The sequence below is a fragment of the Streptomyces sp. NPDC041108 genome (assembly GCF_055592645.1).
Genome location: NZ_JBVIYK010000002.1, coordinates 12,593 through 28,253, shown reverse-complemented (window position 1 = coordinate 28,253; position 15,661 = coordinate 12,593). Strand labels below are relative to the sequence as shown.

The 15,661-nt window shown below is 70.1% G+C and carries 10 protein-coding genes; 4 read left to right on the top strand and 6 right to left on the bottom strand.

All coding sequences use genetic code 11. From position 1 onward, the window contains the following. Nucleotides 1-43 precede the first annotated feature (43 nt). Nucleotides 44-5,017 (bottom strand): NAD-glutamate dehydrogenase, encoded by a 4,974-nt coding sequence (locus ACZ6BB_RS06110; protein WP_471614145.1) that lies wholly within the window; start codon nt 5,015-5,017, stop codon nt 44-46. Nucleotides 5,018-5,612: 595 nt separating this feature from the next. On the opposite strand from ACZ6BB_RS06110, the gene ACZ6BB_RS06105 reads away from it, so the two are divergent. Continuing rightward, nucleotides 5,613-6,179 carry a DJ-1/PfpI family protein gene (locus ACZ6BB_RS06105; RefSeq protein ID WP_471614144.1) on the top strand — a complete coding sequence of 189 codons (567 nt, stop codon included), beginning with the start codon at nt 5,613-5,615 and terminating at the stop codon, nt 6,177-6,179. A gap of 56 nt (nt 6,180-6,235) precedes the next feature. Here ACZ6BB_RS06105 and ACZ6BB_RS06100 read toward each other — a convergent pair whose 3' ends face one another. Together ACZ6BB_RS06100 and ACZ6BB_RS06095 are read right to left on the bottom strand one after the other, a co-directional pair. After that, complete coding sequence (locus ACZ6BB_RS06100) at nt 6,236-6,904, bottom strand: HAD family hydrolase (RefSeq protein WP_471614143.1); 669 nt, start codon at nt 6,902-6,904, stop codon at nt 6,236-6,238. Nucleotides 6,905-6,995: 91 nt separating this feature from the next. Continuing rightward, nucleotides 6,996-7,511: a DUF6912 family protein gene (locus ACZ6BB_RS06095; RefSeq protein WP_471614142.1), complete on the bottom strand. Its 516-nt coding sequence runs from the start codon at nt 7,509-7,511 to the stop codon at nt 6,996-6,998. A gap of 471 nt (nt 7,512-7,982) precedes the next feature. On the opposite strand from ACZ6BB_RS06095, the gene ACZ6BB_RS06090 reads away from it, so the two are divergent. Beyond that, entirely contained in the window at nt 7,983-8,540 is a 558-nt protein-coding gene (locus tag ACZ6BB_RS06090; RefSeq protein WP_471614141.1) for an Rv3235 family protein, read from the top strand. A 113-nt stretch (nt 8,541-8,653) separates the two neighbouring features. Here ACZ6BB_RS06090 and secA read toward each other — a convergent pair whose 3' ends face one another. Beyond that, the gene (gene secA / locus ACZ6BB_RS06085; protein ID WP_471614140.1) at nt 8,654-11,500 is read right to left on the bottom strand and encodes a preprotein translocase subunit SecA; all 2,847 of its coding nucleotides are present in this window, start codon (nt 11,498-11,500) and stop codon (nt 8,654-8,656) included. A 315-nt stretch (nt 11,501-11,815) separates the two neighbouring features. Between secA and ACZ6BB_RS06080 the strand changes: the two genes are divergently transcribed. Both ACZ6BB_RS06080 and ACZ6BB_RS06075 read left to right on the top strand, forming a co-directional pair. Further along, nucleotides 11,816-12,385 (top strand): GNAT family N-acetyltransferase, encoded by a 570-nt coding sequence (locus ACZ6BB_RS06080; protein ID WP_471614139.1) that lies wholly within the window; start codon nt 11,816-11,818, stop codon nt 12,383-12,385. Between the two features lie 121 nt (nt 12,386-12,506). Next, a complete protein-coding gene (locus ACZ6BB_RS06075) occupies nt 12,507-13,670 on the top strand; it encodes a winged helix-turn-helix domain-containing protein (RefSeq protein ID WP_471614138.1) in 1,164 nt (387 codons plus the stop codon). 38 nt (nt 13,671-13,708) lie between these two features. On the opposite strand, the gene ACZ6BB_RS06070 is transcribed toward ACZ6BB_RS06075, so the two are convergent. Then, nucleotides 13,709-14,458 carry a response regulator gene (locus ACZ6BB_RS06070; protein WP_471614137.1) on the bottom strand — a complete coding sequence of 250 codons (750 nt, stop codon included), beginning with the start codon at nt 14,456-14,458 and terminating at the stop codon, nt 13,709-13,711. A 205-nt stretch (nt 14,459-14,663) separates the two neighbouring features. Next, complete coding sequence (hpf, locus tag ACZ6BB_RS06065; RefSeq protein WP_374194914.1) at nt 14,664-15,356, bottom strand: ribosome hibernation-promoting factor, HPF/YfiA family; 693 nt, start codon at nt 15,354-15,356, stop codon at nt 14,664-14,666. Between the last annotated feature and the right edge of the window lie 305 nt (nt 15,357-15,661).

Genomic DNA, 15,661 nt, shown 5'->3' with positions numbered 1-15,661 from the left:
GGGGCGCCCCACAGCCGTGGGGCGCCCCCGTCGCCGTATGCGCCTACGAGTGGCTGCGCAGCAGCGTCCTCATCGTCCGCATCGCCACCGACAGGTTGGCGAGGTCGAACGCGTCGGAGGTCTGGATCTCCTCCAGGGTCGTCCGCGCCCGGCCCAGCAGCGCGGCGTTCTTCTGCTCCCACACCTTGAAGCGCTGCTCGGGCGTGGAGGAGCCGTTGCCCGCGGAGAGGACCTCGGCGGTGAGGGACGCGTGCGCCGCGTACAGGTCCTCGCGGATCGCCGCGCGGGCCATGGACTGCCAGCGGTCGGCACGCGGCAGCTCGATGATGCGGTCCATCAGCTGGGTGATGCTCAGCCGGTCGGCGAGGTCGTAGTACACCTCGGCGACCTCCATCGGCGTCCGGCCGACCCGGTCCGCGACGGCGACGATGTCGAGCGTGGGGAAGGCCGAGGAGAAGCCCGCGACCCGCGTGGCCAGCTCCTCCGGGACCCCGGCGCCCGTCAGCTCGTCGTGGATCTCCTGGTACCACTCCAGGTCCGCGCCGCGCAGCAGCTTGGGCAGCTCGCCCCAGACCAGATGGACGCCCTCGGAGAAGAACGCGATGGTCTCGCTGAGCTGCAGCGGCTGGGGCCGGTTGTTGAGCAGCCAGCGCGTGCCGCGCTCGACGAGGCGGCGGGAGTGCAGGCGGATCCGGGTCTGGACGGCCGCCTCGACCTTGTTGTCCAGGCCCTCGACGGCGTCCCACACCTCGCCCGACCCGAAGATCGCGCGGGACGCGGTCTGCGCCCGGACGATCTCCTCCAGCGAGGCTCCGGTCTCCTCCCGCAGCCGGTGCAGGAAGCTCGTACCGCCCGTGTTCACCGTGTCGTTGACCAGCAGGGTCGTGATGATCTCGCGGCTCAGCGGGTGGCTGTCGATGTGCTCGGGGAACCGTTCGCCCAGCGCGGCCGGGAAGTACGCGTGCAGCAGCCTGCGCAGGTAGGCGTCGTCGGGCAGCCCGGTGTGCAGCAGTTCCTCGGCGACGGTGATCTTCGTGTAGGCGAGCAGGACGGCCGTCTCGGGGCCGGTGAGGCCCTGGCCCGCGTTGAGGCGCTCACGGATCTGCCGGTCGGTGGGCAGGAATTCGAGCGCCCGGTCGAGGTGGCCCTCCCTGGCCAGGTGGCGCATGAAGCGCTGCTGGGCGTGGAGCATGTCCGGGGACTGGGCGAGGGCGTTGGCGATCGCCGTGTTCTGCGCGTAGTTGTTGCGCAGGACCAGACGGCCGACCTCGTCGGTCATCTCGGCGAGCAGCTTGTTGCGCTGCTTGACCGTCATGTCGCCCTCGGCGACCAGGCCGTTGAGCAGGATCTTGATGTTCACCTCGTGGTCGGAGGTGTCCACGCCCGCGCTGTTGTCGATGGCGTCGGTGTTGACCCGCCCGCCGGTCTGCGCGAACTCGATCCGGCCCAGCTGGGTCAGGCCGAGGTTGCCGCCCTCGCCGACGACCTGGACCCTGAGCTCCCCTCCGTCGACCCGGATGGCGTCGTTGGCCTTGTCGCCGACGTCGGCGTGCGACTCGGTCGACGCCTTCACGTACGTGCCGATGCCGCCGTTCCACAGCAGGTCGACCGGGGCCTTGAGGATCGCCTTCATCAGGTCGGCCGGGGTCATCTTGGCGACCTTGTCCTCGATGCCGAGGACGTCCCGGATGTGGGCGTTGATCGGGATCGCCTTGGCGGTGCGCGGGAAGACGCCGCCGCCGGTGGAGATCAGGTCGGTGTCGTAGTCGGCCCAGCTGGAGCGGGGCAGTTCGAAGACCCGGCGGCGCTCGGCGTAGGAGGTGGCCGCGTCGGGGCTGGGGTCGATGAAGATGTGCCGGTGGTCGAAGGCGGCGACGAGCCGGATGTGCTCGCTGAGCAGCATGCCGTTGCCGAACACGTCACCGGACATGTCACCGATGCCGACGACCGTGAAGTCCTCGGACTGCGTGTCGACGCCCACCTCCCGGAAGTGCCGCTTGACCGACTCCCAGGCACCGCGGGCGGTGATGCCCATGCCCTTGTGGTCGTAGCCGGCCGAGCCACCGGAGGCGAAGGCGTCCCCGAGCCAGAAGTTGTAGCTCTCGGCGACCTCGTTGGCGATGTCGGAGAAGGTCGCGGTGCCCTTGTCGGCGGCGACGACCAGGTAGGTGTCGTCCTCGTCGTGCCGGACGACGTCGGCGGGCGGCGTGACCTCACCGGCGACCATGTTGTCGGTGATGTCGAGCAGCGCGGAGATGAAGGTCTTGTAGCTGCGGATGCCCTCGGCGAGCCAGGCGTCGCGGTCCACCGACGGGTCCGGGAGCTGCTTGGCGACGAAACCGCCCTTGGCGCCGACGGGCACGATGACGGTGTTCTTGACCATCTGCGCCTTGACCAGGCCCAGGATCTCGGTGCGGAAGTCCTCCCGCCGGTCCGACCAGCGCAGCCCGCCGCGGGCGACCTTCCCGAACCTGAGGTGCACACCCTCGACGCGCGGCGAGTACACCCAGATCTCGTACGCCGGGCGGGGTGCCGGCAGATCGGGGATGGCCTGCGGGTCGAACTTCATGGAGACGTAGTCGTGGGGCCTGCCGCCGGCAGCCTCCTGGAAGAAGTTCGTGCGCAGCGTCGCCTTGATGACGGTCAGGAACGACCGCAGGATGCGGTCCTCGTCGAGGCTCGCCACCTGGTCGAGCGCCGCGTCGACCTCTTCGAGGAGCGCGTCGACGATCTCCCGCCCGGCCCGCTGCCGGTCCGGCGACATCCGCGCCTCGAACAACGACACGAGCAACCGGGTGGTGTGGACGTTGTTGCGGAGGGTGTCCTCCATGTAGTCCTGGCTGAACGTGGATCCGGCCTGCCGCAGGTACTTGGCGTACGCGCGCAGCACCATGGCCTGCCGCCAGGTGAGGCCGGCGCTCAGCACGAGCGCGTTGAACCCGTCGTTCTCGGCCTGTCCGGTCCAGGTGGCGGCGAAGGCATCCTGCACCCGCTCCCGGGCGTCGTCCCCCGCGTAGTCCGCGCTGCCGGACTGCTGCCTCGGCATCCGCAGCCCGAAGTCGTAGATCCACGCGGTGGTCCGGTCCGCGCAGCGCAGCTCGTAGGGCCGCTCGTCGATGACCTCGACGCCGATGCGGTTGAGGACGGGCAGCACCGCGGAGAGCGAGACCGAGCCGCCCTTGCGGTAGATCTTGAACCGGCGCTCGTCGGGCGCGGCGCCGACCGGCTCGTACAGGCTCAGCTCGAAGTCCTCGTCCTGGTCGAGCGCTTCGAGGCGGACGAGGTCCGCGACGGCCGAGCGGGGGTTGTGGTCGGCCTTGTACCCCTCGGGGATGGCGTGGCCGTACTTGCGCAGCATCTCGGCGGCGCGCTCCTCGCCGACCTCGGCGTTGAGCGCCTCGGCGAACCCGTCCGACCAGGACCGGGCGGCCTCGACGAGCTTGGCCTCCAGGCGTTCCTTGTCGGCGTCGCTGAGGTGCGGCAGTTCGGTGCCGGGCTGGACGCGGACCACGAAGTGCAGCCGGGAGAGGATCGACTCGGTGTTCCAGGCGGTGAAGTCGACGCTGATGCCGTCCAGTTCCTCCTTCAGGATGTCGATGATCCTGAGGCGTACGCCGGTGGTGTAGCGGTCGCGCGGGAGGTAGACGAGGGCGGAGTAGTAGCGCCCGTACTCGTCCTGGCGCAGGTAGAGCCGCAGCCGGCGGCGCTCCTGGAGGTAGAGCACGGAGGTGACGATGGACCGCAGTTCGTCGGCCGAGGTCTGGAACAGCTCGTCGCGCGGGTAGGTCTCCAGGATCTGCAGGAGGTCGCGCCCGTCGTGGCTGTTGGGCGAGAATCCGGCGCCGCGCAGGACGTCGTCGACCTTGCGGCGGACGACGGGAACCCGGCGCACGGACTCGGTGTAGGCGGCCGAGGAGAACAGGCCGAGGAAGCGCCGCTCGCCGATCACGTTGCCCTCGGCGTCGAACTTCTTCACGCCCACGTAGTCGAGGTAGGACGGCCGGTGGACGGTGGCGCGGCTGTTGGCCTTCGTGAGGACGAGGATCTTGTGCTCACGGGCCTTGGCACGGGCGTCGGCGGGCAGCCGCTCGAAGGAGGAGCTGACGGGGTGCCGGTCCTGCCCGGCGTGGTGCGGGTCGGAGCGCAGGATGCCGAGCCCGGTGCCGGCGACGGCGGCGAGGGAGTCGTCCTCGCGCAGCTCGTACTCCCGGAAGCCCAGGAAAGTGAAGTGGTCGTCGGCGAGCCAGCGCAGCAGCTCGCGGGCCTCCTCCACCTCCTCCGCGCGCAGGTCGTCGGCGGTGTGTTCGGCGGGCAGCCCGTCGGCGATCCGGACCGCCGCGTCGCGCATCTTCTCCCAGTCCTCGACGGCCTCACGGACGTCGGACAGGACACGCAGCAGGTCGTTGTTGATCTGCTTGAGGTCCGCGCGGTCGGTCTCGCGGTCGATCTCGACGTGGATCCAGGACTCGATGTGCGCGTCGTGCGGCAGCGTCTCCCCGGCGGCCACGGCCGCGGCCGCCGCGGCGACGGCGGCCGGCTCGGTGACCAGCTCGACGAGCTTGCCGGTGACGTCCCGTCGCACGACGACCTGGGGGTGGATGACGACATGGATGCCGCGCCCCTGCCGTGACAGCTCGTTGGTCACGGAGTCGACGAGGAAGGGCATGTCGTCGGTGACGACCTCGACGACGGAGTGGCTGCACGTCCAGCCGTTCTCCTCGACGGTCGGGGTGTGCACCCGTACGTTGGCCGTGCCCTGGGGGCGGTTCTCGGCCAGCCGGTAGTGGGAGTGGGCGGCTCCGAAGACGTCGACCGGGTCACGGCCGCTCAGGTCCTCCGGGGCGGTGTGCAGGTAGTAGCGCTGGAGGAACGCGAGCACGGTCTCCTGGTCCGGGATGTCGGACGTACTCTCGCTCGTCGTCCCAGTCGGTAGATACCCCCCGACCGGGCTGTTCTCAGCTACCCGGGCGGCCCGTTCGAGCAGCTCGGCCTTGGCTTCGTCCAGCTTGGTCTGCATTGTCCTCTGGCTCCTGTCGCGCGCCGTTGCGTGACGTAGAAGGAAGTACGAACTCGTGCCCTCCGACGCGCCACCACGACACGGGGTGTCCGGTCTGCTTCGACGCTATGCCGCAGGGTGAGACGAGCGGGGGGTAATCAGCCATTCTCGGCACCCGACGGGGATGTGACGCTGCTCTCGGCGGCGTGCCGTCCGTGGGTGCACCCGGCGTCCCGGGAGCCCTGGTGGCTCCCTCCCGCCCGCGAGGACCAGCGACCGCCGCCCGGACACGGATGTCGTCCGTGCTCACCGGGCGCAGGGCAGGGACGACGACGTCCCCGCGAACTATCGCGCTGATCACGCCACAAGGCTATCCCTCCGGACGGGGGGCACGTCATGAGCCGTATGTGTACAAAACAGGGGGTGGAAGTTTGACGTTCTGCACAGTACCCCTCGCGCACTTTTGAGCCTACCTCCGCGCAACCGAGCCTATACGCGCTTTCGCCCGGCCCGGGAATCCGCCCACCCCCTTGGCAGATCCGCACCCCGGATGCACGTTGCCCAGGAGGCCATAGCCTGACGAAGGAAGCCCTGCGGCACCGAGGGGAGCCCCACCATGACGCCCAAGATCCTGATCGTGACCGGCGACGCGGCGGAGTCGCTGGAGGTCCTGTACCCCTACCAGCGCCTCCGCGAGGAGGGGTACGAGGTCGATATCGCGGCCCCCAGCCGCAAGAAGCTCCGGTTCGTCGTCCACGACTTCGAGCCGGGCTACGACACCTACACCGAGAAACCCGGCTACTCCTGGCCCGCCGACCTGGCCTTCTCCGAGGTCGACCCCGGCCGGTACGCCGCCGTCGTCGTCCCCGGCGGCCGGGCCCCGGAGTACCTGCGCAACGATCCCGAGCTGCGCAAGATCCTCAAGTCCTTCTTCGACACCGACAAACCGGTCGCCCAGATCTGCCACGGCCCGCTGCTGACCGCCGCCGTGGACGCGCTGTCGGGCCGCCGCGTCACCGCGTACCCCGCCCTCGAACTCGACATGCAGGCCGCCGGCGCCGCCTTCCAGGACGCCGAGACGGTCGTCGACGGCAACCTCGTCTCCGCCCGCGCCTGGCCGGACCACTCCGGCTGGATGCGCGCGTTCCTCACGGTGCTGCGGGCGAAGGCGCCGGTGACCTGAGCGGCGGGACGAGGAGGCGGGGCGGGGCGCGAGGAGTGCCGGGCCCGTGGCGGGCGCTAGGCGGCCAGCCGCTCGGCCTCGGCGACGGCCTCCTCCAGGGTGTCCACGACGGGCACCCCGACCCACTCCAGGCCGGCCCTGCTGTGGGAGCCGCCGGTGTAGAGCACGGCCTGCGCTCCCACGTGCCGGGCGGCGACGGCGTCGTCGGCTGCGTCCCCGATCACGACGGTCCGTCCCGGCTCCACGCCCACGAGCCGGCGCAGATGCCGGACCATGTGCTCGGCCTTGCTGCCCCCGGAGGGGCCGGTGCGCCCGTCGACCCGGACGAAGTGCGGCTCGATCCCGAAGCCCCGGACCAGCGGGACCAGTTCCTCGTGCACGTACATGCTGAGGATCGACTGGCTGCGGCCGGCCGAGAGCCACTGCGTGAGCAGCCCCGGCACACCGTCGGTCAGCCCGCAGGCGACCCGGTGCTCGGCGTAGTACCGGTGGAAGACCACGTCCATGGCCTCCCACTCCTCGTCCGACGGCAGCCGCCCGATCAGCCGCTCGTAGAACTTCGGCACCGGTACGCAGTACAGCTCCCGGTACCGCTCCAGCGTGATCGGCTCGATCCCCAGCTCCGCGAACGCCGCGTTGGTCGCCCCGATGATCGCCTCGTTGTCGTTCAACAAGGTCCCGTTCCAGTCCCAGACGATATGCGCCCCGGCTCCGTTCATCCCCATACCCAGAACGTACCCCTCACCACCGACAACGCATTCCCACCACCCCCGGGCGCGGCCCTGGGCGCGGCGGCGCCGGCAGGCGCCGGCCGGATCAGCCGCCCAGCCCCACGAGGTTCGGGATCTCCTGCGTCGCGTACCAGAGCAGCTCGTGGTCGTCCGCCCCGTCCACGATGAACTGCGCGTCGTCGTCCCCCTGATCCGCCGCCCCCAACGCGTCCGCGGCCTCCCCCACCTCCTCCTCGGCCTCCACCGAGTCGACATGCACAGCCGCCGCCTTGCTCAACGGCACGGGCCCGGCCACCCGCACCTCACCGAGCGCCACCGGATCGAGGCCCCGGTCGGGATCGGCCACCGCGTCCCGGTCGGCCACGTCCACCGCCACGACGACCCGCCGCCGCACGGCCCCCGGATCCACGGCCACCAGCCGCAGCGAGGCGTGCGCCGCCCGGTTCAGCGCCGCGTACTCCAACTCCTCGATGTCGTCGGACAGGTACCACTCCCGCAGAGCCGGGGTGACGGCGTACGCGACGAACGCCCCCTCCCCCAGCTCACCCGTCTTGTACGCCTCGGCGAGCCCGGGAAGGGTCAGGGGGACGTAGACGCGCATGGCAGGCCGCTTTCGTAGTCGTGATCTCGGTCGTGCTCTCGGTTCATGTTCTCGGTTCGCGCTCCGGTTCGTGCTCCGGTTCGTGCTCCGGTTCGTGCTCTCGGGCCGGTCCCGGAGCGTCCGGAGCACGCCGGCGGTCCGTCGCCACGGTCCGTTCCCGCGATGCGTCCCGGTCCGCCGCGAAGGCCCCGCGAAGCCTCCGGAGGCCCTTCAGGATACGTGCGGGCGTCCCCTTTCGAGCGCCCGCCCGGCGCTCCGGACGCGTCCACCCCAGGCCCGTCCTCTCACCCGGTACACCCGCGCCCCGCCGGGCCCGAACCCCCTCGCCGTCACCCTGATAGGTGAACATCCCCCGGCCCCCGGCAGCGGCCCACGCCTCCTTGCCACGGCCCCCTCCGGCCTCGTACAAGATCCCCATCGCCAAGTTACCGACTGGTACCCGGCGGCCTCACCGACGAACGGGGATTTCCGATGAACAAGGTCATGACCAGGACCAGGCGCACCCCCGGCACCCGCCCGCCCGTCCGCCACGACACCCGCCGCCCGGGCCGCACCCCGGCCCGTACGGCCCCGGGGGACGGCCGCCCGTCGACACCCCGCTCCACGACCGCGGCGCCCGCGATCCAGCCCCCGCCCCGCACGGCCCCCACGCGCCCCGCCACGGCCACCGGGCTCACCCCTCACCCTCGCCCCACCGACCGCTTCGCCGACCTCCTCCTCGCCGTACTCAGCGGCCGGCGCCCGGTCCACAGCATGCTGCGCCACACCGCCGGGCGGGCCTACGACGAACTGGCCTGGCTGGCCGAGCACGGCACGCTGCGCATCCCCCACGGCACCGACCCGGTCGTCCGCGACATCGGCTACTACGTGGCCGGACCGGGCGCCCTGGAGGTCTTCGCCCGCATCGGCGCCGGCGACCGTCTCCGCGCCATGGCCTTCCGCCTGGAACACGGCCCCGACCACCGCTGGCGCTGCACCGCGGTGGAACTCGGCGGCCCGAGGTTCCCCCACCCGGACGACGTGGACTGAACGGCGGCCACGACGCGCGAAGGGCCGGGCACCCGAAGGTGCCCGGCCCTCACAGCCTCACGGCCCGCGTCCCACCACCGCGCCCGGCGCAGCGGTGTCGCGCCGCGCGCCCCCTACTTCTTGCGGCGGCGGCTGGTCTTCGCCTGCTGCTTGCGGCGCTCCGCGCGGGTGAGACCGTCCGCCTCGGAGCGGACGGGCTCGTCGTCGGGGAGGTCGCCCTCCACGATGCCGCCCTCGCCGTCGACGGTGGGCGCGGAGAAGTGCAGGCGGTCACGGCGCTGCGGGGCCTCCAGGCCCTTGGCGCGGATCTCCGGCCGGGACGCGCCCGCCTGGGCCGGCACGGCGTCGCCCTTGTCCAGGGACGGCTTCGTGTCCTCGACCGGGACCTCCTCGACCTGCTGCTCGACCTGGACCTCCAGGTTGAACAGGTAGCCGACGGACTCCTCCTTGATGCCCTCCATCATGGCGGTGAACATGTCGAAGCCCTCGCGCTGGTACTCCACCAGCGGGTCCTTCTGCGCCATCGCGCGCAGGCCGATGCCCTCCTGGAGATAGTCCATCTCGTAGAGGTGCTCGCGCCACTTGCGGTCCAGCACCGACAGCACCACCCGGCGCTCCAGCTCGCGCATGATCTCGGGGCCGAGCTGCGTCTCACGCGCCTGGTACTGCTCGGTGATGTCGTCCTTGATGGACTCGGCGATGAACTCGGCGGTCAGCCCGGCCCGGTCCCCGGCGGCCTCCTCCAGCTCCTCGACGGTGACCTTCACCGGGTAGAGCTGCTTGAAGGCGCCCCACAGCCGGTCGAGGTCCCACTCCTCGGCGAAGCCCTCGGCGGTCTCGGCGGTGATGTACGCGTCGATGGTGTCGTCCATGAAGTGCTGGATCTGCTCCTGCAGGTCCTCGCCCTCCAGGACGCGGCGCCGCTCGCCGTAGATGACCTCGCGCTGCCGGTTGAGGACCTCGTCGTACTTGAGGACGTTCTTCCGGGTCTCGAAGTTCTGCTGCTCGACCTGCGACTGCGCCGAGGCGATCGCGCGGGTGACCATCTTGTTCTCGATCGGGACGTCGTCCGGCACGTTCGCCATGGACATCACGCGCTCGACCATCTGGGCCTTGAACAGCCTCATCAGGTCGTCGCCCAGCGACAGGTAGAACCGGGACTCACCGGGGTCGCCCTGACGGCCGGAACGACCGCGCAGCTGGTTGTCGATACGCCGGGACTCGTGCCGCTCGGTGCCGAGGACGTAGAGGCCGCCGAGTTCCTTGACCTCCTCGAACTCCGCCTTGACCGCTTCCTCGGCCTTCGCGAGGGCCTCGGGCAGGGCGTGGGCCCACTCCTCGATGTGCTCCTCGGGGTCGAGGCCGCGCTGGCGCAGCTCCGCCTCGGCGAGGTCGTCGGGGTTGCCGCCGAGCTTGATGTCCGTACCGCGGCCGGCCATGTTGGTGGCGACGGTCACGGCGCCCTTGCGGCCGGCCTGGGCGACGATCGTCGCCTCCCGGTCGTGCTGCTTGGCGTTCAGCACCTCGTGCTGGACGCCGCGCTTGCTCAGCTGCTGCGAGAGGTACTCGGACTTCTCGACCGACGTCGTACCGACGAGGATCGGCTGGCCCTTCTCGTGCTTCTCGACGATGTCGTCGACGACCGCCTCGAACTTCGCGACCTCGGTGCGGTAGATCAGGTCGGACTGGTCCTTGCGGACCATCGGCCGGTTGGTCGGGATCGGGACGACGCCGAGCTTGTAGATCTGGTGGAACTCGGCGGCCTCGGTCATCGCCGTACCGGTCATGCCGCAGAGGCCGGGCCGTTCCTTGCCGTTGTGGTCGTGGCGCTTGTAGAGGCGGAAGAAGTTCTGCAGGGTGATCGTGGCGAGTGTCTGGTTCTCGTCCTTGATGTCCACCCCTTCCTTCGCCTCGATCGCCTGGTGCATGCCCTCGTTGTACCGGCGGCCGGCGAGGATACGGCCGGTGTGCTCGTCGACGATCATGACTTCGCCGTCCATGACGACGTAGTCCTTGTCCTTCTTGAAGAGCTCCTTGGCCTTGATGGCGTTGTTCAGGTAGCCCACCAGAGGGGTGTTCACCGACTCGTAGAGGTTGTCGATGCCCAGCCAGTCCTCGACCTTGGAGACGCCGGACTCGTGGATGGCGACCGTGCGCTTCTTCTCGTCGACCTCGTAGTCGCCGGTCTCCTCGATGCCCTTGAGGGGCTGGCCGGGCTCGCCCTTCTTCAGGCGCGTGACCAGCTTGGCGAAGTCGCCGTACCACTTGGTGGCCTGGTCGGCCGGGCCGGAGATGATCAGCGGTGTACGGGCCTCGTCGACGAGGATCGAGTCGACCTCGTCGACGATCGCGAAGTTGTGGCCGCGCTGGACGAGCTCGTCCTTGGACCACGCCATGTTGTCGCGGAGGTAGTCGAAGCCGAACTCGTTGTTCGTGCCGTAGGTGATGTCGCACGCGTACTGCTCGCGGCGCTGGGCCGGCGTCATGTTGGCGAGGATGCAGCCGACGCTCAGACCCAGGAACTTGTGGACGCGGCCCATCATCTCGGAGTCGCGCTCGGCCAGGTAGTCGTTGACCGTGATCAGGTGGACGCCTTCGCCGGACAGCGCGTTCAGGTACGCGGGCAGGGTGCCGACGAGGGTCTTGCCCTCGCCGGTCTTCATCTCGGCGACATAGCCGAGGTGGAGGGCGGCACCGCCCATGATCTGCACGTCGTAGTGGCGCTGGCCGAGGGCGCGCTTGGCGCCCTCGCGCACGGTGGCGAACGCCTCGGGGAGCAGGTCGTCGAGGGTCTCACCGTCGGCGTACCGCTGCTTGTACTCCTCGGTGAGGGCGCGCAGCTCGGCGTCGGAGAGGTCGACGAAGTCCTCTTCGATGGAGTTGACCTGGTCCGCGATGCGGTGCAGCTTGCGCAGGATTTTGCCTTCGCCTGCACGCATGATCTTCGAGAGGACGGACACGGGGGTTTGTCTCCTTGCCGGTCGGGCCTGGGGAGGGTCGGTTTCAATGACAGTTGACAGTCTTCAATCACAGCTTGAGCAACGGCCATCGTAAGCGAGGACCCCGCCGTGCCGGGAGGTCTGGCGGTGACAGCTCACCAGGACAACGGGCAGGCGTCGCGGATGGTGCCGCGTTCCGCCCCCCAAATGCGCAAATCGTGACCGTGTCCTCACACGCCGCGCCTCCGTGCCGGGCGCTCCCCCTGGCGACGAAACCCGGACGGATCGGCCTCCCACGGGATGGCGCCCCCGCGTTCCACCGAGCAGAATCGCCCGATGGAACCCGTCACCCTGACCACCGAGCGCCTGCTGCTGCGCACCGTGGACCGGCGCGACACCGCCACGGTGTACGCGGCCGCGCAGGACCCGGACATCCAGCGCTGGACCACGATCCCCTCGCCGTACCTGCGGGAGCACGCCGAGGGTTTCGTCGAGCGGGCCGTTCCCGAAGGCTGGGCCGACGCCTCGATGTTCACCTTCGGCCTCTTCCTGCCCGCCGGGGAGCTGGCGGGGATGCTCGGCATCACCATGCGCCTGCCCGGCACCGGCGAGATCGGCTTCTGGGCCACCAGGGAGCACCGCCGCAACGGCTACGTCACCGAGGCCACCCGCGCCGCCGCCCACTGGTCCTTCACCGTGCTCGCCCTCGACCGCCTCGAATGGCGCGCCGAAGTGGGCAACGCCGCCTCCCGCGCGGTGGCCGAACGCACCGGCTTCGTCTTCGAAGGCACCCTCAGATCCGGCCTCGACAACAACGGGGTCCGCCGCGACTGCTGGATGGCCTCCCTGCTCCCCTCGGACCTGGGCCTGCCCTCCACGACGCCGTACGTGCCGGCGCGGTCCTGACACCCCGCCACCGTGACGCCCCCCCCGAGCCAGGCCCCCGGACGTGCGCCGGCTCCCGAGGCGGTGGTCCGTATCCCCAGCTCAGCCCCGCCTGTCAGTCCCCTCCCCTACCCTGCGGAGCATGACCTCCCTTCCGCGCCCCAGCACAGAACTCACCGCAGACGAGGCCCGCAGAATCGCCCTCCGGGCGCAGGGCTTCCTCGGCGCCCCGGACCGCAGGTCCGGCGTCCGGGGCGTGCTGCGACACCTGGGCGCGGTCCAGCTCGACACCATCTCGGTCCTCGCCCGCTCGCACGAACTCATCCCGTACGCCCGCCTCGGCGCCGTGGGCCGCTCCACCGTCGACAGCGCCTACTGGACGGACACGCACGCCTTCGAGTACTGGTCCCACGCCGCCTGCATCCTCCCCATCGAGGAGTGGCCCCACTTCGCCTTCCGCCGTCGCGCCTACCGCTCCCGCCCCCAGTGGAACCACCAACTCCCGGACGGCGCCTACGAGCGGGTCATCAAGCAGCTCCGCGACGAGGGCCCCCTCACGGCCACGGAGCTGGGCGGTGCGAAGCGCACCAGCGAGTGGTGGGACTGGTCCGGGGAGAAGGTCGCCGTCGAACGCGCCCTGATGCACGGCGAGGTGGTCTGCGTGGAGCGCCGCGGCTGGAAGCGGGTGTACGACCTCGCCGAGCGCGCGATCCCCGGGGACCTCCTCCATGACGAGTTGGACGACACGGAGTGCGTACGCCGCCTGGTCCGCCTGGCCGGTGAGGCCCTGGGCGTCGGAACCCGCGCGGACATCGCGGACTACCACCGTCTCAAGGGCGAGCAGTTCGACGCGGTGGTCGCCGACTCGGGCCTGGTCCCGGTGACGGTGGCGGGCTGGGCCAAGCCGGCCTGGGCCGACCCGGCGGCGCTGGCCACGCCCCCGCGCGGCCGCCACCGCACCACGCTCCTGTCCCCGTTCGACTCCCTGATCTGGGAGCGGGCCCGCACGGAGCGCATCTTCGGCTTCACCCACCGCCTGGAGGCCTACGTCCCCAAACAGAAGCGGGTCCACGGGTACTTCGCCATGCCGGTCCTGTCCGGCGGCCGGCTCGTCGGCCGCGTCGACCCCGCCCGCGACGGCCGCACCCTGGTCGCCAAACAGGTCACCCTCGACGGCCCGAAGGCGGTCCCGGCCGTGGCCCAGGCCCTCCTGGAAGCGGCGACCTGGGTGGACTGCACGGACGTGCGCGTGGAGCGGGTCGACGTCCCGGAACTACGGGAGCCGCTGGTGCGCGCCCTGGCATGATTCAGGGTGGGCGCCGCCCGGGGCCCTTCTGAAGGGCCCTAGCGGATTTCGAGGATCTTCTCCCGCATCGCGTAGACCACGGCCTCCATCCTGGAGTGCAGCTGCAGCTTCTCCAGGATGTTGCGCACATGGTTCTTCACGGTGTTCTCGGAAATGAACAGCTCCTTGGCGATGTCCCGGTTGTTCATGCCGGTCGCCACGAGCTTGAGCACTTCCAGTTCCCGGTCCGTCAGCCGCGGCGCCGGCACGAGGCGCCGCTCGTCGGTCCGCTGGATCATGGACTTGAACTCCGTGAGCAGCTTCGACGCCATCGAGGGACTGATCTGCGACTGCCCGTCGGCGACGGCGCGGATGGCCGTGGCCACCTCGTCCGTGGAGATCTCCTTGAGGAGATAGCCGGTCGCCCCCGCCTTGATCGCGTCGTAGAGGTCGGCCTCCTCGTCGCTGATCGTCAACATGATGATCTTCGCGCTGGGGGCCACCTCCTTGATGGAGGTGCACGCCTCGATACCGCCGCGCTTGGGCATCCGTACGTCCATCAGCACGATGTCGGGCAGCAGGTCCGCGGCCTTGTCGACCGCCTCCGCCCCGTCACCGGCCTCGCCGACGACCTGGATGTCCTCCTCGGCGGCGAGCACGATCTCCAGGCCGCGGCGGAAAAGCGCGTGATCGTCCACGACGAGGACCCGGATCGGCTCCTTGCGCGAGGAGCCCGTGGCGGAGTCCATGCCGGCGGACCCGCCGTCGGCATTCACGTCACGCATCGGTCCGAAACTGCTGTCCGCCATCGTTCCTCCCCCTGAAGGCCGTGGCCCTGTGTTTCTGTGCCATTGCCAATCCAAGGCAACGGCCCCCCGGTTGGGGCCGGTTCGGCCATGATTTCATGCCCGGCCCACCCTGCGGTGACAGAGCGGGCCTCAAGGGGTCGCACACCGGTGCCCCTGGGGGCGCACAAACGCTCCAGGGGCACCGGTCGGCTGTCACCCGGCGCGCTCAGCCGCCGAGCGCGCCGCCCGCGGCGTCCGGATGCGCCTGGGCGACCATCGGGTCCGTGCTGAGGTGGATGACGCCGTAGTCGTAGGCGTGGCGCCGGTAGACGACACTCGGTTCCTTGGTCTCGGAGTCGACGAAGAGGTAGAAGTCGTGCCCGACCAGCTCCATCTCGTAGAGAGCCTGGTCGAGGGTCATCGGGGATGCCACGTGGGTCTTCTCGCGGACGATGAGGGGACCTTCGCCCTTCACCTCCAGCGAACCGATCTTCTTGGTGGGAACGCCCTCCGCCTTCTCCTCGTCGGCGACGTACCCATTGCCGTTGAGCGTGGCCACGCCGGGGACGTGGTCGGCGACCTCCGCGGCCGTGAGACGGCGCGCGCCACGGCGCGTGTAACGCTTGTCGTGCTGCTTGCGCAGCCGGGCCTCCAGCTTGTCCGCCGCCAGGTCGAGCGCCGCATACGGATCGCTTGCCGCTGCCTCGGCCCGGATCACCGGCCCGCGCGAGTGGAGCGTGATCTCCACCCGGTCGCTACGGTCGGCCTGTCGGGGGTTGGGCTCCTTGGACACCTCGACGTCGAGGCTGATCACCTTGCCGTCGAGCTTCTGGATCTTCTCCAGCTTCAGCTTCTCGGCCACGTGCTTGCGGAACCGCTCGGGCACCTCGGTCTTGCGGCCCTTGACGACGATGTCCACGCAGAACTCCGTTCCCGGATCGCTCCGCTCCACTGGCGGAGCATCTCCCTTGTGCACCAGGTTCCGGTGGCTCCCGGAACCGCGGACTCGGTGACTTCCACCTCCTCCTCCCCCGTGGACAAGATCTCCACCCACCGGCACGGGGTGATTCGGAAAAGCCGCAGCGCAGCATTCAGATATGTGGTGAACGGCCGGGGCCATTCCCTCACAACCGAACATATCTCGCCCGGCCGGATGTCGTCACCCTCTACTGGGGCGTACCTCCGTTCAGGTGAATTGGCCCTTTCATTACCTGCAACGATGCA